Here is an 18,491-nt window from a genome sequence, read left to right on the forward strand (position 1 = left end):
TGCCGGGGCGGCCGTCCTGAGGAGAGCCCCGGCATGACGGTCTTCATAATCCGTCGCCTGCTTCAGAGCTTCTTCGTTCTGGTGGCCATGACGGTGATCGTGTTCGTGGCCGTCTATGCCATCGGCAATCCGGTGGATATACTGATCGCCCCGGACGCCACCCAGGCCGAGCGCACCGCGGCCATCGCGCGGCTCGGGCTCGATCAGCCACTTTACCAGCAATACATTTCCTTCGTCGGCAATCTGCTGCAGGGCGACGTGGGCCGTTCTTTCGTGTTCAACGTGCCTGCCTTCTCGTTGGTACTGAGCCGGCTGCCGGCGACGCTTGAACTCGCCCTCTTTGCGCTGTCCCTGTCCATCCTGATCGGCATTCCGCTGGGCCTCTGGGCCGGTCTCAAGCCGCAAAGCATCGCCGGGCATTCGATCATGGTGGGCTCGATCTTCGGCTTCAGCCTGCCCAACTTCTGGCAGGGACTGATGCTGATCCTGCTGTTCGCCGTCCTGCTGGGCTGGTTGCCATCGGGCGGGCGCGGAGAGCCGGGCGAATTCCTGGGCATGCAGTCCACGCTGTTTTCCCTGGACGGCTGGTCGCACCTGATCCTGCCCTCGGTCAACCTGGCGCTTTTCAAGACGGCGCTGATCATCCGTCTGACCCGGGCCAGCGTACTGGAGGCCATCCAGTTGGATTTCGTGAAGTTCGCCCGCGCCAAGGGCCTGCGTGAAGGGCGGATCGTCGGTGTGCATATCCTGAAGGTCATCATGATTCCGGTCATCACCATCATCGGACTGGAGTTTGGAACGCTGATCGCCTTCGCAGTGGTCACCGAGACGGTCTTCGCCTGGCCGGGAATCGGCAAGCTGATCATCGATTCCATCTTCGTGCTCGATCGGCCAGTTATCGTCTCCTACCTGATTGTCATCGTGCTGACTTTCATCACGATTAATTTGATTGTCGATGTTCTCTATTCCGTTTTCGACCCGCGGGTCCGACTGCAGGACCTGGGCGCATGACCATACAGGACAACCAGACACAGGCCGGTTCTGCCGGTACGGCGGAAGAATCGGCACCCGCCAAAGACACGCCGTTCCGGCGCACGTTGCGGGAATTCATGGCCAGTCGCGTGGCCGTGGCCGGGGCGGTTGTCCTGGCGCTTATCATTTTCGCTGCGCTTTTCGCGCCCTGGATTGCGCCACAGAACCCCTATGACCTGAATGAGATTCGGGTGGAGCATAGCCGCCTGGCGCCCGGTGCCGCCGGACGCGCCGATCCGGAGCGACAATCGTTGCCGGTGCCGATCTCCAGCGAAGCGGAGTCCGGCACGGAAACCCTGGACCTGAGCGGCTCTGTGCCCTTCGAAAGCGCCGAGGCATCCTGGGAGTGGGTGACGCCTGCGCGCGTGGCCGTCACCCTGGATCTGCAGCCGCCGGAGAACCTCGAGACCCTGGAGCCAGAACTGAGGGTGGAAGGACTGCCGCGCGGCGCCGAACTCTCGGTCGGCGAGAAGCATGACTTCCGGAATTTCTGGCTGGTGACGCCGCAGGAGATCACGGCCTTCGAAGTGCAGTTGCCGGAGGGATATGAAGGTGATTTCGAGCTGGAGATTCGCGCCCAGCAGGCCGAGGGCGAGATCGAGCAGGTCTACTGGCTGGGCACTGACGGGCAGGGCCGTGACATGTTCTCGGCCATCATCTACGGCCTGCGCATAAGCATCTCCGTGGGTGTCTTCAGCGGTGCGCTGGCGCTTGTGATCGGGTTGGTGGTCGGGCTGACGGCCGCCTACGCCGGCGGACGGATCGATGCCCTGATCATGCGTATCGTCGACCTGCAGCTCAGCTTCCCGGCCATCCTGGTGGCCCTGCTGCTGCTGGCGATACTGGGCCGCGGACCGGACAAGGTGATCCTGGCCCTGGTCATCGCCCAGTGGGCCTACTACGCGCGCACAGCCCGTTCGGCCGGCCTGGTGGAGCGCAGCAAGGAGTACATAGAGGCGGCGCGCTGCCTGGCGCTCAGCCGTTGGCGCATTGTTCTGCGCCATATGCTGCCCAACTGCATCCCACCGATGATCGTGGTCGGTACGGTACAGGTGGCCAATGCCATCGCGCTGGAGGCCACGCTCAGCTTCCTGGGGCTGGGCATGCCGCAGACCGAGCCCTCGTTGGGACTGCTGATCTCCAACGGCTTCGATTATCTGTTGTCAGGGCGTTACTGGATCAGCGTGTTCCCGGGCATTGCCTTGCTGGTCACCATCGTGGCCATCAACCTGGTAGGAGACCGCCTGCGCGAGGTCCTGAACCCGAGGATGCGCCGCGATGAGTGAACCCATCCTCCAGGTCGAGAACCTCCAGACACACTTCGAGACCCACTCCCACCCGGTGAAGGCCGTGGACGGGGTCAATTTCTCTGTCCAGGCCGGTGAGATCCTGGGCCTGGTCGGTGAAAGCGGGTCCGGCAAGTCCGTGACCGGGTTCTCGATCATGGGCCTGGTCGATCATCCGGGACGCGTGGTGGGCGGCTCCATCCGCTTCGACGGGCAGGAGCTGGTGGGCCTGGCGGGCGAGCAGCTGCGCCGCTATCGCGGCCGGCGCATATCGATGATCTTTCAGGACCCCATGATGACCCTGAACCCGGTCCTGCGCATCGACACCCAGATGGTGGAAACTCTGCAGGCCCACCAGGACATTTCGCGCGAAGCAGCGCTGCAGCGCTGCCGCGAGTCCCTGAAGATGGTCGGCATTTCGGCTCCGGAAGCCCGCCTGCGGAACTATCCGCACCAGCTTTCCGGCGGCATGCGCCAGCGCGTGGCTATTGCCATTGCCCTGCTGAACGATCCAGAGCTGATCATCGCAGACGAGCCGACTACGGCGCTGGACGTGACCATCCAGGCGCAGATCCTGGCGGAGGTCCAGCGCCTGGTGGAGCAGAAGGGTGTGGCCATGATCCTGATCACGCACGATCTGTCCGTGGTCGCCGGCCTGGCCGATCGCATCGCCGTGATGTATGCCGGCCGGATCGTGGAGCAGGGGCCCTCGGATGCGATAATCAGCGCGCCGCGGCACCCCTATACGTCGGGGCTGATCGCCTCGGTGCCCTCGCGCAATCAGCGCCACCAGCGGCTGCGCCAGATACCCGGTATGACGCCTTCCATGACCCATCTGCCGGAAGGCTGTCCGTTTCACCCGCGCTGCCCCAAGGCACAGGACCTCTGCCGCAGCGAACCCGAGGACAGCTGGGAGGGGCCCCGTTCCTGGCGGTGTCATTTTCCCGTTGGCAAGGATGAAAGTATCTGGTCATGACTGCAGCCGAGCCCCTGATCACGCTCGAGACGGTTTCGAAACGCTTCACGCGCAAGCTGGATGTGGCGGAACGCGTGGCACGCGGTTTCGGGGCAAGGATTCAGGAGCAAACCGTACATGCAGTGGACCGGGTCAACCTGACTGTCCACAAAGGGGAGGTCGTCGGCCTGGTCGGCGAGAGCGGCTGCGGAAAATCCACGCTGGGCCGCATAGTGGCGGGTCTGCACAAGCCGTCGGAGGGCCGCTTCCTTTACAAGGGCGTTCCTGTGGAGCAATTGCAGAGGCGTGATGCGGCCCACCTGGCGCTGACCATCCAGATGATTTTCCAGGACCCCATGGCCTCGCTCAATCCGCGCCTGAAGGCCGGGCAGATCATCGGCGAGGCGGTGGGTGCGCACAAGCTGGTGCCACGCGCCGAACAGAAGGACTACGTCGCGCAGATGATGCAGCGCGTGGGCCTGGATCCGGACTATCGGGCCCGCTATCCACACCAGTTCTCCGGCGGACAGCGCCAGCGCATCGGGATCGCGCGCGCGCTTGCCGTGAAGCCGGAAATGCTGGTCTGCGACGAGTCCGTGGCCGCCCTGGACGTTTCGATCCAGGCCCAGGTGCTCAACCTCTTCATGGAACTGCAGCAGGACTTCGGCCTGACCTATCTGTTCATCAGCCACGACCTGGGCGTGGTCGAGCATCTCTCGGACCGGGTGGTCATCATGTACCTCGGCCGGGTGGTGGAGCAGGCTCCCACTGCAGAGCTGTTTTCCGGACCCAACCATCCCTACACCCAGGCCTTGCTGGAGGACGTGCCGCGACTGGAAGCCGGTAAGCGCCGCTTCCACCCCATCAAGGGGGAGATCCCGTCTCCCATGGACCCGCCGCCGGGATGTCATTTCCATCCGCGCTGTCCCCACGCCTTCGACCGCTGCCGTGTGGAACAGCCGGCCCTGGAGGAGATCGCGCCGGGACATTTCTCCGCCTGTCACCTCAACACCTCATCAAGGCCAGAACAGTCATGATTCCCACTATGCAAACGCCATCCGACCAGAGTTTATCGGGCGCTGTCCCGGACCAGGGCGCGGACCGCCCCTCCTCGGATGTCGTCGAATGGCTGCGCCGGCTGGTCGGCTTTCCCACCGTCAGCCGGGACTCCAACCTGGCCCTGATCGAGCATGTGAAGGAGCATCTCACCGCTCACGGCATCGCCTGCCGCGTATTGCCGAACGCGGAGGGCAACAAGGCCAATCTCTGGGCGCGCATTGGCCCGGACCGGCCGGGTGGTGTGGCGCTCAGCGGACACACCGACGTTGTGCCGGTCGACGGCCAGGACTGGGGCAGCGATCCCTTCGTTATGGAAGAAAGTGACGGGACCCTGGTGGGGCGCGGCACGGCCGACATGAAGGGGTTCCTTGCCTGCTGTTTGGCGCTGGTGCCACGCATGCAGGAGGCGCAGCTCGCCCGACCCATCGATCTCTGCTTCTCTTATGACGAGGAAGTGGGCTGCCGGGGCGTCGACGGGCTGATCGAATACATCGCCACGCTGGAGAACAGGCCCGGCCTCTGCCTGGTCGGCGAGCCCACGGGCATGGACGTGGTGACCGGCCACAAGGGCAAGCTGGCCGTGGAATGCGTGGTGAAGGGCAGTGTCGCGCATTCCAGCCTGGCGCCACGTGCGGCCAATGCCGTGCAGACGGCCGCGCGCCTTGTGTCGCGTATCGCCGACATGGCCGATGCGGTGGAGCGCGACGGGCCCTTCGATGCTCGCTATGACGTGGAGCACACGACGATCCATGTCGGCCAGCTGCAGGGCGGGCAAGCGTTGAATATCGTTCCGGACCACTGCTCCTTCGTCTTCGAGTTCCGCCATCTGCCCATCGACGATCCCTTCGCGAAGCTGGAAGAGTTCAAGGCTTATGGCCGCGAGCTGGAAGCCGTCATGCATAAGAAGGCGCCGGATGCCTCCATTACCTGGAACCAGCTGTTTTCCTTTCCCGGCCTGGACATGGACGAGGAGGATGAAGCCGTGACCTTCATGAAAGGCCTGGCTGCGACCAACAGCACGCGCCGCGTGGCCTATGGCACGGAAGGCGGCAAATTCCAGCAGCATGCCGGAATCCCCACGGTGATATGCGGACCTGGCCACATCGATCAGGCGCACAAGGCAAACGAGTTTGCCGCGCTGACGCAATTGGCAGAGATGGAGCAGTTGCTTGGCCGGCTGGTCGAGCGGCTGTGCCAGGAGGCCTGAGCGTGTAGGATACGGGTCAGTACATCAGTCTGGAGGAGGATAGAATCATGGCGCAGGACGAGCAGACCTGGGAAGCGGGCGAGCGCAGGCGCCTGCAGTTGCTGACCTGGCCGGATATCGAGGAGTACCTGCAGACCTCGAGCAGTATCCTGATCCCCATCGGCTCTACCGAGCAGCACGGGCCCACAGGCCTGCTGGGCACCGACGCACTCTGTCCGGAAGTGCTGTCCCGCGGTGTCGCCGCACGCACCGGTGCCCTGATCGCGCCGACGCTGTCCATTGGCATGGCGCAGCACCATCTGGGCTTTCCGGGCAGCATTTCACTGCGCCCAAGCACACTGATCGCCGTGGTTCGTGACGTGGTCACCTCTCTGGCCAGCCAGGGCTTCGAGCGCTTCTTCTTCGTGAACGGCCATGGCGGCAACATTGCCACCCTGCAGGCCGCCTTCTCGGAGATTCATGCCGATGTCTCCTATGGCGCTCAGAGCAACCGCGCCTCCCTCCAATTCCAGTTGCACAGCTGGTGGATGCTGCCTTCGGTGCGTGCGCGCAGTGCCGAGCTGTTCGGAGAGGCCGAGGGCTCGCACGTGACCTGCAGCGAGGTTTCGCTGACGCACTATGCCCATGGCCCCCACATGAAATCGCGTCCGCTCTCGCCGAAGATCGCGCCCAAGGGGCCCATCGGCGATGCCCGGGACTTCCGTTCGCGCTTTCCCGACGGCCGCATCGGCTCGGATCCCACTCTGGCGAATGCCGAGGCCGGCGAGACGCTTTACGAGGCCGCGCTGGAGGACCTTTGCGGGGCGTGGGAGGAATTTACGGGAACGAGTGAATAACCGGCCCTAGGGGGAGCACTTCGAGGAAGTCACCCCGTTTCGCGCACGACGTGGACGGTGCAGGCGGAATGCCTGACGACGCGGGCGGCCGTGGAGCCGAGGAGGAAATCGCCGAAGCCTGGCTTGTGAGAGGCGATGACGATCAGGTCGCTTTTCTTTTGCTTTGCAGCGGCCAGAATTTCGCTGGGCGCGTGCCCGGTTCTGACCATGATGTTCTCGGAAAGGCCATTATCCCGGGCAATCTTCTTCAACTGATTGCGGACTTCGTCATCGCGCTCGTCACGGATGCTTTGCGGCACCTGGGAACGGACATAGGCCGGAATGTCCTCGATTACGTTGAGCAGGAGGATCTCTGCATCTTCGGCCGCAAGCACACGTGCTGCAGCGACCATGGGCTGGATCCTTTCGCTGTGGGACAGATCGACTGGGATAATGACGGATTTGTACATGGAAGCCTCCTTATTTGCCGTGCCCTTGCTTCCCGGTTTGAGAGAGGACCGGCATTCCAATTCCGGGTCACTATATTATATCCATCCGGGTGCTGTGAAACCTTTTGGGATAGAGATTGAAGCCCCACCACTTGATGAGTGAGAAGCAGGGGTAAGCGACACTTGTCGTCAGGCCTCGGAAGAAGCGCTTTCAGCAAGGACCTCGCGGAGCTTTTCGGCCAATGCCTGACGGCGGTATGGCTTGGTCAGCAGGTGTATGCCCGGATCGACCTGCCCATGATGGACAATGGCGCTGTCGGTGTAGCCGGAGGTGAAGAGCACGGGCAGCTTAGGGTGGAGCTGCCGGGCCTTCTCTGCCAACTCCCCTCCGTTCATACCCCCGGGCATAATCACATCTGTGAACAGAAGGTCCAGATCCACCTCACGCTCCAAAACCTCCAGTGCCTTTGCTCCATTTTCCGCACTGACCACCCGATAGCCAAGGCTTTCCAGTTGACTGGTGACATGGCCGCGAACGAGATCGTCATCCTCGACCACCAGTATGCGTTCGGGGCCACCGGTTGTCTCTTCGGTACCGGCTGTAGCCTTTTCATCCTCGGGGCCTCCGAATCCACGGGGCAGGTAGAGCTTCACAGTGGTGCCCTGACCTTCTTCGGAATAGATGACAACCTGTCCCTGCGATTGACGTGCAAAGCCATAGACCATGCTGAGGCCAAGACCGCTGCCCTTGCCGGTTTCCTTGGTCGTAAAGAATGGGTCGAAGGCACGGGAAGCAACGTCCGGCGGCATGCCGCTTCCGGTATCGGATATGGCCAGCATCACGTAGGGGCCAGGGGCAATCCTTTCGTCTCCATCACCATAACCCTGGTCCAGATGAACGTTCTGGACCTCGATTGTCAGATTTCCTCGTTCTGGCATGGCATCACGGGCGTTGATGCAGAGGTTGAGCACAGCGCTTTCAAGCTGAACCGGGTCAACAAGGGCTTTCCAGACACCATCGCTTAGCTGGACATCAATCTGTATATGCTCGCCCAGTGTGCGGCGCAGCAAGCTGCCCATATCATGGATCAGGTTGGCCACATCCGTTGGTTCCGGAGCCAGAGGCTGTTGCCGGGCAAAGGCCAGGAGGTGTTGGGTCAAATCGGCGCTGCGCTCTGCTGCCGTCTGTGTCATTTCGGCAAGCGAATGCAGTTCGTGGTCTTTCGGCAAGGATGCGGTCATCGTCTCCGTGTTTCCGAGAATCACGGTCAGGAGGTTGTTGAAGTCATGGGCGATCCCTCCCGTCAACGCACCGATGGCCTTCAGCCGTTCGGATTGCGACAGACGCTCTGTAAGGCGTCTGTTCTCAAGCATGCGTCCGATGTGAGAAGCCACAGCCTGGACCATCTCTCGTTCTTCGCTGAAGAAGACCTCATCCTGGTTTATGCCGGTTACGCGATGCTCGCTGTACCCAACTTCGACGAAGCCCATCACATGGTCACTGGATCCTATCGATCCCTGTATCGAATGAGTCGGTTGGCCCCAGCCGGGGGACAGGTATTGCGCATCTTCCAGTTCTATCCGGGCGATGCAGATGTCGGTATGGAACAGACTTTCCGGCAGCATGCGCACGATCTGGTCGCAAACGTCCTGTATGGAATGAAGTGGATTGGACGTGATCTCCAGCACACGGTAAAGGCAGCGTAATTCCTTGATGCGTTCGCGCAGCTGCACCTGATGGTGCTTGCGTTCCGTGACGTCGGACATGCCGCCCACAAGACGCACAGGCATGCCCTCTGCGTCCAGGATCAGGCAGGCGTGGTCTTCCATGTGCAGGATCTTCCCGTCCTGTCGCAGCACACGGTATTCACTTTCCCAAAATTCCTGCCTGTCGCTTATCGCCTGCTGCAGGTCGTGCCAGACTCTGGCCCTGTCGTCAGGATGCAGCCATGGTCTCCAAAGTTCTGGTGTTTCGACATCCTGAGGAGCGCAGCCAAGCAGCATCGTCACGTCCGGGCTCCACCAGAGCCTGTCGGTTCGCAGGTCCCAGTCCCAAAGGACGTCGGATGTTGCGGAGGAAATGGCCTGGAAGCGTTGCTCGCTCTCACGAAGGGCCAACTCCGCTTCCTTGCGCCGGGTGATATCCTGTGCCGTTCCCAGAAACTTGAGGATCTGCCCATCTTCGTCACGGATCGACGTTCCCTGGTCGGATATCCAGCGTTGGCTGCCATCCGGACGCAGGATGCGGTATTCGGCATTGAAACCTGTTGCTTGCTGGGCGGACAGGGCGTGCTCGACCTGTTCACGGTCCTCCTCGTGAATCGCCTCCAACCAGGCATAGGGGTTGTGATAGATTTCCTCACGCGAGCGGCCCCAAATTCGCTCGAATGCCGGGCTGACGTAGTGCATCTGATCCCCGGAGGGACTGCGGATCCAGAAGACCTCGTTGATATTTTCTGCAAGCTCGCGGAAGCGTTCCTCGTTTCGGCGCAGCGCTTCCATGGCGCGCGTCCGTTCGATCATGATGGAGGTCAGATTGGACAGGCGGTCGATCAGGTCCAGGTCGGCGGTGTTCGGTGCACGCGGTTCACGATAGTAAAGGGAAAAGGAGGCCAGGATTTCTCCATTGGCACTCTTGATTGGTGTCGACCAGCAGGCTCTGAGCCCGTTGGCTAGAGCCAGGGGGCGAAAGTCGAGCCACAGCGGATCGTTCTCTATGTCCGTCACGATCACGCGCTCGCCCTGATACATGGCTGTGCCGCAGGAGCCGACAGCAGGCCCGATCATCACGCCGTCCAGGGCCTGGATATAGCTGTCGGGCAGGCTGGGAGCTGCTCCAGGCCGCACATGCTGTCCATCACTGTCGAGAAAGACGATGGAAGCCAGTGTTCCGGGAAGGAGGGATTCGGCACGTAGGAGCATCACCTCCATGACCGTATTCAGATCCGTACCCGCAGAGACCAACTGCAGGATATCTTTCTCGAGCTGGGTCGTCTTGCGAAACCTGTCCTTCCGGGTGACATCGCGGAAGGAGACCACCGCTCCCGTAATGCTGTCACGTTCGTTGATGAGTGGAGCGACGGTGAAATCGACCGTTACATGTGAGGCTCCTTTCCGAAAGAAGGTCTCGCCCTCGCTGCGTCGTGTCACGCCATCCTGAAGGGTTCGGTGGATCGGGCACTCCTCTTTTGGGTAGACCGAGCCATCGGCATAACTGTGGTGGAACAGATCGTGAGAATTCTGGCCCAGAACGTCACTGTCCTGCCAGCCGAGCAGGGTTTGGGCCGCCGGATTCTGTCTCTGGATGCAGCCCCGCGCATCGAGGACCAGAACTGCATCGGCGATGGAGTTGAGTATGGATTCGCCCGTGCGCCGTTCGGCTTGCAGGTGTTCGCGCATTTCATGCTGGGCCGTGACGTCGATCATCAGACCATGAAGGCGTGTCCCGTCCCGGGATTCATAGAAGGAAACCAGGTCGTGGAGCCACACGGTCCGCCCGTCGGCGGCGATCATGCGATATTCCAGATGGTGATTCTGTCCCTTGCGAACCTGCTCCTTGCAGTATTCGGGCACCTGTTCGGCATCATCGGGATGCAGGTGGCGCACCCAGAAATCCGGTTCTCGGGTCCACTGTTCGCAGGGGTAGCCCAGTATGTCCTCGACCTTGGGACTTACGAAGCTGTACTGAAGGCTGTCGGGGGCGGCTTCCCAGACTGCCCCGTCGATTGAGGCAATCAGATTTTCAAGCTGCCGCTGATCCGGGGCTCCATTGTCTGCATCCGTCATCCTGGCCACCCTCGTTTCTCAACAGCGTAATATTGCGGCAGATACAACATGTCCGCAGACTGAGTCTTATTCGTTTCCCTGGAACTTGTCAGCCGTTTGGCACAGTAAAACAAATGGCATGGACAGCTATCGGGCACGACAGGAACCGTTAAGATGTTTCTGTCATCGTTGGCTTCTATTACAGAATATTCCTGTTATGCTCCCCAAGGATCAGGTCACATCGGCTGTGAAATATTTGACAGCATTCCTGATTCTCCCCTCTGCTTTAGGCGTGCCATATCGCGCCCCAATCAAAGAACAAACACGAGGGTGAGGCGAATTGATAAAAACAACAGGAGGCTTGTATGAGAAAAACATTGCATGGACTGGTTGGCGGAACGGCCTTTGCCGTGGTTGGCGCACTGGGGCTGAATACAGCGGCCGCGGAAGCACTTGTGGCCGGGGTCGAGGCATCCTTTCCGCCCTGGGCCTATGTGGAAGATGGCGAGTACAAGGGCATCGCGATCGATGCCATGCGTGCCATCGCCGAGGACCAGGACATGGAGGTCGAGTTCAAGGACCTGCCATGGCCCTCGCTGATTCCAGCACTGGCAAAGGGACGAATTGACCTGCTGGTGACGGGCCTCAACATCACGGAAGAGCGCAACGAAGTTCTCGATTTCTCGATTCCCTGGTGGGAGAACGATGACGAAGTGCTCGTGGCCGAGGACTCGGAGCTGAACGTGGTCACAGCGCTTTGCTGTGGGGCTACGGTTGGAGCCCAGGGCGGTGCCACGCAATTTCAGTGGCTCGAGGACAACCTGGCGGCCAACGATGACGTGGGCATCACCCTGCGCAGCTACGAAGATTACGTGACGGCCGTCGAGGATATGGGCGCGGGACGTCTGGACGCCGTGGTGACCTCCACCGACACGGCCGAGGACTTCATTGCCAAGGACCGGCCGGTGAAGATCGTCGGGACCATCCAGCAGAACCAGCCGCAGGCCTTGGCGGTGGAGAAGGGGGATCCCAACGAGATCCTGAGCAAGCTCAACGCCGGTATCATGAATATCTATGAATCCGGTCAGTGGTCCGAGATCGTGAAGGAGTACTCCCCGCAGTCGACCATCCGGAGCATTCCGACGAGCATGCCGGACTACGTGGATGCCTACGAGGAGCCGATTCCCGGCTATTCCGACTGAGACCCTTGCGGCGGAGCCTTAGGCTCCGCCGCATTCCCATATGTGAGTTTATCCGGATCCGGGCATGATCGTCGAAATCATCATAAGCCAGATGCCCTATCTGCTGCACGGTCTCTGGGTGGCTCTGCAGCTGTTGGTCTGCCTGCTGGCATTGGGTCTCGTGCTGGGCCTGTCCCTCGCATTACTCGAGGTCTATGGCCACTGGACGCTGCGCTGGCTGGGCATCCTGTTCGAAAGAATTTTCCGCGGCATTCCCGCCATCGTGCTGTTGCTGCTGTTCTATTACGGGGTCACAGACTTCGTGGAGATAGGATCCTTCACGGCGGCCGTGTTGGCACTGGGCCTGCGTTCAGCGGCCTACCAGTCCCAGATCTTCCGAGGCTGCATTCTCTCGGTCCCGCCGGGCCAGATGCAGGCGGCGCGCGCCATGGGCATGTCCAAGATGAAGGCGGTCAGGGATATTGTCCTGCCGCAGGCCCTGCGCCTGTCCATCGGGCCCTGGACCAACGAGTTCTCAAGCGAGATGAAAGCAACCTCGCTGGCCTATGTGATCGGCGTGGTCGAGCTGACCCGCCAGGCGAAGTACATCATCTCCAGCACCCAAGGGAATATCCTGATCGTCTTTGCGGTGGTCGCGGCTCTCTACTTCATTTTCAACCGGCTGGGAAACTGGGGCCTCTACAAGCTGGAGAAGAGGCTGGCCGTGCCGGGGTTCGAGCAAAGAGGGGACGCCTGAGATGCTTCTCAAGGTCGAGAACATTCACAAGCGCTACGACGATGCCGAGGTGCTGAAGGGCGTGTCGCTCGAGATGGAAACAGGGCAGTCGAAGGTCATCATGGGGCCCTCGGGGACGGGCAAGTCCACCCTGCTGCGCTGCATCAACTACCTGACACCCCCGGATGAAGGCCGGGTCCTGGTCGAGGGCACGGAGATCACCTCGCGCAACCTCAACAGGATGCGCGAGAAGCTGGCTTTCGTCTTCCAGGACTTCAATCTCTTCACCCATTTGCGTGCCGTCGACAATGTGGCCATCGGCCCGCGCAAGATCCGGGGCATGAGCAAAGGGGCGGCCCACGAGCTGGCCATGCGCGAGCTGGAACGGGTAGGCCTGTCAGAGCGCGCCCATGCCTATCCGGCCGAACTCTCGGGCGGGCAGCAGCAGCGTGTTTCCATCGCCCGCGCCCTGGCCATGGAGCCGAAGATCATCCTGTTCGACGAGCCGACGAGCGCCCTGGATCCGGAGCTGACCGGAGAGGTGGTGGCCGTCATGAAGAACCTGGCCAATGAGGGTATGACGATGCTGCTGGTCAGTCACGAGGTCGGTTTTGCCCGCCAGGCGGCGGACGAGATCATCTTCATGGACGGCGGCCATATCCTGGAGCAGGGGCCGCCTGCACAGCTGTTTGATGCGCCCCAGCACGAGCGTACGCGCCAGTTCCTGAGTCGGATCGGCGAGGGCGGGGAGGCCGCATGAGCGAGTTCTATGCCTTCGCCGTCGAGCACTTGCCCTACATACTGGAAGGGCTGCCAATCACCCTGGGGCTCTGGATCCTGGCCATATCGATGGGGGCGGTTTTCGGGCTCGTGCTGGCTTGGGCGCGTCTCTACGGAAACACCCTCGTCTATGCGGCCGCCACCGTGTACGTTGAGCTGTTCCGCGGCACACCGATGCTGGTGCAGATGCTGTTCATCTATCTGGGCCTGCCCGAGATCGGGATTGTGTTCGACCCCTTCACGGCGGCCGTGATTGCCATCGGACTCAATACCTCGGCCTATCAGGCAGAGTATTTTCGCGGCGCCATCCGCTCCATTCCCAGAGGGCAGATGCAGGCCGCGCGCGCCATGGGCATGACGTCCCTGCAGGGCTTGCGCTGGATCGTATTGCCCCAGGCCCTGCGCCGGGTGATCCCCCAGTGGTCTAACGAGGCCATTCTGGAACTGAAATACACATCCATCGCCTATGCCATCGGCGTGTCCGAGATCACGGCGCGGGCCGAGAAGGTGGGATACGAGACCTTCATGTTCTTCGAGGTCTTCCTGTTGCTGGCCCTCGTCTACATAGTCCTGACCGGGACTGTCGCCCAGGTACTGCAATACCTGGAAAAGCGCACAGCTGTGCCGGGGCTGTAATACGCGAAAGCTGTCACTTCATTGCGAAGTGACAGGCCCTCTCAATGGTCTTCTGTCGGGCGATATCCTGGGTCCTGCCACTTGAACGTCATATCGCGACGTTTAGTTTATTTAGAGAAAAGCGGGTGCCCATAGGCAATCCGCGCCGGCCAGGAGATGGGATTTCAAGGGAAATGCCCAATGGTCGGACAGTTCCTGGATCGGATGTAGTCCTGAACGATAATCGAGTGGGCGGTTTAGTACGCATGTTTTCACGGCTTCGTTATTTTCTCGCCGCTGGTCTTGTGCTGGCGGCCGGAACTGCTGCCCTGGCTCAGGAAGAACGAGCCGTTGTGGTCGTCGAGACTTCGGAACGGGCCGACATTATTGAACAGGTTCCCCTGACGGGCACGGTTACCTCTGCACGCGTGTCTCCCGTCTCCAGCGAGATTGCAGGCAAGGTGTCCAGTACTCAGGTCGAAAGCGGTGATCATGTTGCAAAGGGGGATAAACTGATCGAACTGGATAGCGAATTCGCCAAGCTGGCCTTGCGTCAGGCCAAGGGTGCAACTCGGGAAGCACAGGCCGGGCTGGAGGATGCTGAACGTCGCCTGAGCGTTGCCCAGCGTCTGGTTGGACAGCGGGCAGTTTCCGAGACGGAACTGCGTACGCGTGAGACGGAGGTCGAAACCGATAGGGCCGTTCTGGAAAGGCTGCAGGCCGAACAGGAAGAACAGGCATTACGGCTTGAGCGTCATGAGATCACCGCCCCTTTTTCGGGCGTTATTGCCCAGCGCAAGACCGAAGTCGGAGCCTGGGTCGCTCCTGGGTCTGCTGTAGTCGAACTGGTGGCCATGGATGAACTGCGCATCGATGTGCCTGTACCACAGGATGATTTCCCACGCCTTGAAGGGGACACGGGTGTCTCGGTAGAGCTTGAGGCCTTTCCTGGCGAGGTTTTTGAAGCACGCCTGGATCGGGTTGTTCCGGTTGGCGATCCCAGTGCCCGGACATTCACAGCCCGCGTGGTTCTGGAGGACGATCAGATAGACCTGACCCCGGGCATGTCGGCCCGCGTGACGCTGCACCTGGCAACTGGCGAGCGGGACCCGGTCATACCTAGAGATGCACTGATACGATACCCAGACGGTCGCACGGTGGTCTGGACCGTTGAAAACCGGGACGGCGCATTACGTGCTTCCGAACGCTTGGTGGAAACAGGCCTGGCTTTTGACGGACAGCTGCAGATTCGCGAAGGCCTGGAGGCTGGAGAGCGAGTCGTCGTCGAAGGCAATGAAGGTCTGCGTCCGGGACAGGCCGTGCGCCTGGAAGAGGACGCTTCGTGAAGACCCCCTTGCAGACGATAGCCGGCTGCGCGCCCTCGGAGGTCTGAGGCATGCTCGAAGGTATCGTGCGGCGGGGGACGCTGATGGCGGTCATCCTGTTGATCCTCTGCGTGATCGGAGTGGTTGCGGCCTTGCGTATCCCGGTCCAGATGATCCCGGATCTGGAGGTGCGCACGATTACCGTCCGTACGAACTGGCCGGGCGCGACACCGCAGGATGTCGAAAAGGACATCGTGGTTGAACAGGAGGAGTATCTGAGCTCGATACCCGGCCTCGAGCGGATGGTGTCCACAGTTTCCAGCGGGCGTGCCGAGGTTGAGCTGGAATTCCCCTATGATGTTGATATCACGGAAACATTGATTCGCGTGAACAATGCGCTGAGCCAGGTGCCCTCTTATCCGCAGAACGTAGACCAGCCCCGCGTCTTTGCCACTTCTTTCTCCGACAACGCCTTCATGTACTTCCGCGTGGCGCCCCTACCCGGTAATCCACGCGGCATCGATATGAACATGATGGGCGATTTCATAGACGATAATGTGCGCAGTCGCCTGGAGCGGGTTCAGGGTGTTTCGCAAGCCGAATTCAGGGGCGGGGAACGACAGATCCAGATCCTGGTCGAGCCCGACCGCCTGGCCGGCCGGGATCTGAGCCTGGTCGACCTGCGCGATGCGATTACCGAGCGAAACCGAGACGTCTCTGGTGGAGAGCTGGAAAGCGGAAAGCGCAGGTATCTGCTGCGGACGGTAGGTCGTTATGCCGATATCGAGGCACTGGAATCCACGATTCTAGATCGGCGTGGGGATTCCATCCTTCGCCTCTCCGATGTGGCGCAAGTCCGTCTCGGTCATTTCGAGCCGGGAGAAATCAATCTGGTTGACGGCGAGGCCGTCCTGGGCCTCTCCATACGGCGGGAAGCCGGGTCCAACGTCATCGAGATCAAGCGCGCGGTGATGGAGGAACTCGAGGCGATCAACGAGGGTGTTCTGGAACCCGCCGGCATGCGGCTGTCGCTGACGAATGACGACGTTCGCTATGTCGAAGACTCGGTGACAAATGTATGGCTCAACCTGATCCTCGGCGCCTGCCTAGCCACGCTGGTGATGTATGCCTTCCTGCGGTCCTTCCGCACGACATTCGTGGGTGTGGTCGGAATTCCCATCTGTACCATTGCCGCCTTCCTGGGGCTCCTGCTTGCCGGTCGAACCATCAACGTCATCTCTCTTGCCGGTGTGGCCTTCGCCATCGGTATGACCCTGGACAACAGTATCGTGGTCCTGGAGAGCATCGACATGGCGCGCCGGCGCGGCATGGATCGCTTCCAAGCTGCCGTTCAAGGCGTCCGGGAGGTCTGGCCTGCCATCGTGGCCTCGACCCTGACCACGGTTCTGGTGTTCACGCCGATCGTCTTCATCACCGAGGAAGCGGGCCAGCTCTATTCCGATGTGGCGATTGCCATCTCGGCCTCGATCCTGACCTCCATGCTGGTGGCGATCACCGTCATTCCGACACTGGGAGCACGAATCCTGACTGTTGGCAGTGCTGCGGGGCAGAAGGGCCGTGCCGCGGGACAGAGGGCCAACGCTGGCAGGGAGGAAACGGCCGGAACACGGCAGAGCACCGTGCTGCATGCCGTCAATTGGATCATCGCCCGGCCCCTGCGACGCCTCGTCTGCATTGCTGTGACGTTGGGGGTGAGTGGCTTTATCATCCTGGAACTGACGCCTCCGGCCGAATATCTGCCCGAGGGCGAGGAGGCCAAGACCTTCGCGAGCATGAACGCACCGCCGGGCTATAATCTCTCGACCATGACAGAGATCGCACGCGAACTGGAAGACAGGCTGCGTCCCTATCAGGAGGCTTCGCCGGGAGACTATGAGGCCGGCCGCGCGCCGATACCGGCACTGGGGCAGTTCAGCATCTCTGCCCAACCCCAATCTGTTCGCATCATCGCCACCACGAAGGATCCCGGTCAGATCGAAGCGCTCATGGACGAGCTCTCCCGAATCTACGGAGAGTATCCCGGCATGCGCTCGTTTGTCTCCAGAGGTTCCATCATCACCAGCAACGAGGGTGGGACGCGCAGTGTCAACCTGGACATCTCGGGTCCGGAGTTGCAGGAAATCTATCAGGTTGCCGAAGCTGCCTATCGGCAGGCCGAACAGGTTTTCGACAACCCACGCATTCAGACCACCCCCGCCACCCTCTCGCTCTCTCAGCCCCTGATCCTGGTCCATCCGGATTGGGATCGTGCCTCCGAATTGGGGTTTAATGCCGAGCAATTGGGCTTCAGCGTAGCCGCTCTGAACGACGGGGCTTTTGTCGGCGAGTTCTTCAGCCAGGACGACAAGATTGACATATATCTCTACAGTCAGGTCGGGCAGGATGCGACGCCCGACCGTCTTGGCCAGCTGCCGCTTTTTACACCGCAGGGCACGACGGTGCCACTGTCCTCGATCGCCCGGATCGAAGAGACGGTGGATACGAGTTCAATACGCCGGGTCAATGGCAACCGGACAGTTACACTGAACATCATTCCGCCGCGTTCCGTTCCTCTGGAAGCAGGTGTCGCACGTGTGGAGCAGGAGGTTGTGGGGCAGTTACGCGCGGCCGGAGAAATTCCGGGCAGCATCACCCTGGATATATCCGGTGCAGCAGATCAGCTTGAGGCAACGCAGGATGCCCTGCTCGAGAATTATGCCGTGGCCATCGTTATCGTCTACCTTCTGCTGGTGGCGATCTTTACCCACTGGGGCTATCCGCTGCTGATCATGACGACAATCCCGCTCGGGGTTGCTGGCGGAATCGTGGGATTGGCTCTGATGAATCTGGTGGGCGGCCTGCTGCCTCGGATCGGGCTGCCGGAGATCAGCCAGCCCTTCGACATGATCTCCATGCTGGGCTTCCTGATCCTGATGGGTACGGTGGTAAACAATCCGATTCTGCTTGTTCATCGCGCCATGGTAAACATGCGCAAGGCGGGAAGCGACCCTCAGGAGGCCGTCTCCGAGGCCGTAGCTTCACGCCTGCGGCCTATCGCCATGTCCAGCATCACCACGATCTTTGGACTTGCTCCCCTGGTCTTTGCACCTGGGTCCGGAAGTGAGCTCTATCGCGGTGTGGGGGCCATTGTGTTGTTCGGCATCATGGGGGCAGCTGTCGTCGCCCTGACCTTCCTGCCGGCTTTGACCGTCTTTGTGCTCCACTGGAGCCGTCGCAAGGCCACGTGATATACACTTGGCACGGCGCTTCCAGACGCGTCTGTGCC

Annotated in this window: 14 protein-coding genes; 12 read left to right on the top strand and 2 right to left on the bottom strand. The window is 61.0% G+C overall.

The annotated features are described in order from the left end of the window. The first annotated feature begins 33 nt into the window (after window positions 1-33). Genes G502_RS0100115 through G502_RS0100140 form a run of 6 tightly spaced genes read left to right on the top strand, consistent with a single transcriptional unit; the run spans window position 34 to window position 6,375 of the window. Window positions 34-1,011, top strand: coding sequence for an ABC transporter permease (locus G502_RS0100115; protein WP_022726634.1), 978 nt, complete (start codon window positions 34-36; stop codon window positions 1,009-1,011). Beyond that, window positions 1,008-2,318 (top strand): ABC transporter permease, encoded by a 1,311-nt coding sequence (locus G502_RS22910; RefSeq protein ID WP_022726635.1) that lies wholly within the window; start codon window positions 1,008-1,010, stop codon window positions 2,316-2,318. Before G502_RS0100115 ends, G502_RS22910 begins: the two co-directional genes overlap by 4 nt. Continuing rightward, the gene (locus tag G502_RS0100125; RefSeq protein WP_022726636.1) at window positions 2,311-3,294 is read left to right on the top strand and encodes an ABC transporter ATP-binding protein; all 984 of its coding nucleotides are present in this window, start codon (window positions 2,311-2,313) and stop codon (window positions 3,292-3,294) included. The genes G502_RS22910 and G502_RS0100125 overlap by 8 nt, the downstream gene beginning before the upstream one ends. Continuing rightward, complete coding sequence (locus G502_RS0100130) at window positions 3,291-4,310, top strand: ABC transporter ATP-binding protein (protein WP_022726637.1); 1,020 nt, start codon at window positions 3,291-3,293, stop codon at window positions 4,308-4,310. Before G502_RS0100125 ends, G502_RS0100130 begins: the two co-directional genes overlap by 4 nt. A gap of 8 nt (window positions 4,311-4,318) precedes the next feature. After that, complete coding sequence (gene argE, locus G502_RS17895) at window positions 4,319-5,539, top strand: acetylornithine deacetylase (RefSeq protein ID WP_022726638.1); 1,221 nt, start codon at window positions 4,319-4,321, stop codon at window positions 5,537-5,539. A 47-nt stretch (window positions 5,540-5,586) separates the two neighbouring features. Then, entirely contained in the window at window positions 5,587-6,375 is a 789-nt protein-coding gene (locus tag G502_RS0100140) for a creatininase family protein (protein ID WP_022726639.1), read from the top strand. A 29-nt stretch (window positions 6,376-6,404) separates the two neighbouring features. Here the strand turns inward: G502_RS0100140 and G502_RS0100145 are convergent, their stop codons facing one another. Beyond that, window positions 6,405-6,824 carry a universal stress protein gene (locus tag G502_RS0100145; protein ID WP_022726640.1) on the bottom strand — a complete coding sequence of 140 codons (420 nt, stop codon included), beginning with the start codon at window positions 6,822-6,824 and terminating at the stop codon, window positions 6,405-6,407. A 168-nt stretch (window positions 6,825-6,992) separates the two neighbouring features. Continuing rightward, on the bottom strand, window positions 6,993-10,589 hold the full coding sequence (locus G502_RS21180) for a PAS domain-containing protein (RefSeq protein ID WP_022726641.1): 3,597 nt from the start codon (window positions 10,587-10,589) through the stop codon (window positions 6,993-6,995). Window positions 10,590-10,933: 344 nt separating this feature from the next. Between G502_RS21180 and G502_RS17905 the strand changes: the two genes are divergently transcribed. The 6 genes from G502_RS17905 to G502_RS0100180 all read left to right on the top strand — a co-directional run bounded on the left by G502_RS17905 (window position 10,934) and on the right by G502_RS0100180 (window position 18,453). Further along, entirely contained in the window at window positions 10,934-11,770 is an 837-nt protein-coding gene (locus G502_RS17905) for a transporter substrate-binding domain-containing protein (protein WP_022726642.1), read from the top strand. Between the two features lie 64 nt (window positions 11,771-11,834). Then, window positions 11,835-12,506: an amino acid ABC transporter permease gene (locus G502_RS0100160; RefSeq protein ID WP_022726643.1), complete on the top strand. Its 672-nt coding sequence runs from the start codon at window positions 11,835-11,837 to the stop codon at window positions 12,504-12,506. 1 nt (window position 12,507) lies between these two features. Next, window positions 12,508-13,245 (top strand): amino acid ABC transporter ATP-binding protein, encoded by a 738-nt coding sequence (locus G502_RS0100165; protein WP_022726644.1) that lies wholly within the window; start codon window positions 12,508-12,510, stop codon window positions 13,243-13,245. After that, the gene (locus tag G502_RS0100170; RefSeq protein ID WP_026988894.1) at window positions 13,242-13,901 is read left to right on the top strand and encodes an amino acid ABC transporter permease; all 660 of its coding nucleotides are present in this window, start codon (window positions 13,242-13,244) and stop codon (window positions 13,899-13,901) included. Before G502_RS0100165 ends, G502_RS0100170 begins: the two co-directional genes overlap by 4 nt. A gap of 245 nt (window positions 13,902-14,146) precedes the next feature. Then, window positions 14,147-15,226: an efflux RND transporter periplasmic adaptor subunit gene (locus G502_RS17910; protein ID WP_022726645.1), complete on the top strand. Its 1,080-nt coding sequence runs from the start codon at window positions 14,147-14,149 to the stop codon at window positions 15,224-15,226. Window positions 15,227-15,276: 50 nt separating this feature from the next. Then, window positions 15,277-18,453: an efflux RND transporter permease subunit gene (locus G502_RS0100180; protein WP_022726646.1), complete on the top strand. Its 3,177-nt coding sequence runs from the start codon at window positions 15,277-15,279 to the stop codon at window positions 18,451-18,453. Window positions 18,454-18,491 lie beyond the last annotated feature (38 nt).

The organism is Fodinicurvata sediminis DSM 21159 (assembly GCF_000420625.1).
Classification (GTDB): Bacteria; Pseudomonadota; Alphaproteobacteria; order Kiloniellales; family DSM-21159; genus Fodinicurvata; species Fodinicurvata sediminis.

Excerpts from the sequence above, each read along its gene's own strand:
- G502_RS17905 (WP_022726642.1), top strand. The coding sequence starts at position 10,934 with ATGAGAAAAACATTGCATGGACTGGTTGGCGGAACGGCCTTTGCCGTG.
- G502_RS0100180 (WP_022726646.1), top strand. The coding sequence starts at position 15,277 with ATGCTCGAAGGTATCGTGCGGCGGGGGACGCTGATGGCGGTCATCCTG.
- G502_RS0100170 (WP_026988894.1), top strand. The coding sequence starts at position 13,242 with ATGAGCGAGTTCTATGCCTTCGCCGTCGAGCACTTGCCCTACATACTG.
- G502_RS0100145 (WP_022726640.1), bottom strand. The coding sequence starts at position 6,824 with ATGTACAAATCCGTCATTATCCCAGTCGATCTGTCCCACAGCGAAAGG.
- G502_RS0100140 (WP_022726639.1), top strand. The coding sequence starts at position 5,587 with ATGGCGCAGGACGAGCAGACCTGGGAAGCGGGCGAGCGCAGGCGCCTG.
- G502_RS17910 (WP_022726645.1), top strand. The coding sequence starts at position 14,147 with ATGTTTTCACGGCTTCGTTATTTTCTCGCCGCTGGTCTTGTGCTGGCG.
- G502_RS0100130 (WP_022726637.1), top strand. The coding sequence starts at position 3,291 with ATGACTGCAGCCGAGCCCCTGATCACGCTCGAGACGGTTTCGAAACGC.
- G502_RS0100160 (WP_022726643.1), top strand. The coding sequence starts at position 11,835 with ATGATCGTCGAAATCATCATAAGCCAGATGCCCTATCTGCTGCACGGT.
- G502_RS0100165 (WP_022726644.1), top strand. The coding sequence starts at position 12,508 with ATGCTTCTCAAGGTCGAGAACATTCACAAGCGCTACGACGATGCCGAG.
- G502_RS0100115 (WP_022726634.1), top strand. The coding sequence starts at position 34 with ATGACGGTCTTCATAATCCGTCGCCTGCTTCAGAGCTTCTTCGTTCTG.
- G502_RS21180 (WP_022726641.1), bottom strand. The coding sequence starts at position 10,589 with ATGACGGATGCAGACAATGGAGCCCCGGATCAGCGGCAGCTTGAAAAT.
- argE (WP_022726638.1), top strand. The coding sequence starts at position 4,319 with ATGCAAACGCCATCCGACCAGAGTTTATCGGGCGCTGTCCCGGACCAG.
- G502_RS0100125 (WP_022726636.1), top strand. The coding sequence starts at position 2,311 with ATGAGTGAACCCATCCTCCAGGTCGAGAACCTCCAGACACACTTCGAG.
- G502_RS22910 (WP_022726635.1), top strand. The coding sequence starts at position 1,008 with ATGACCATACAGGACAACCAGACACAGGCCGGTTCTGCCGGTACGGCG.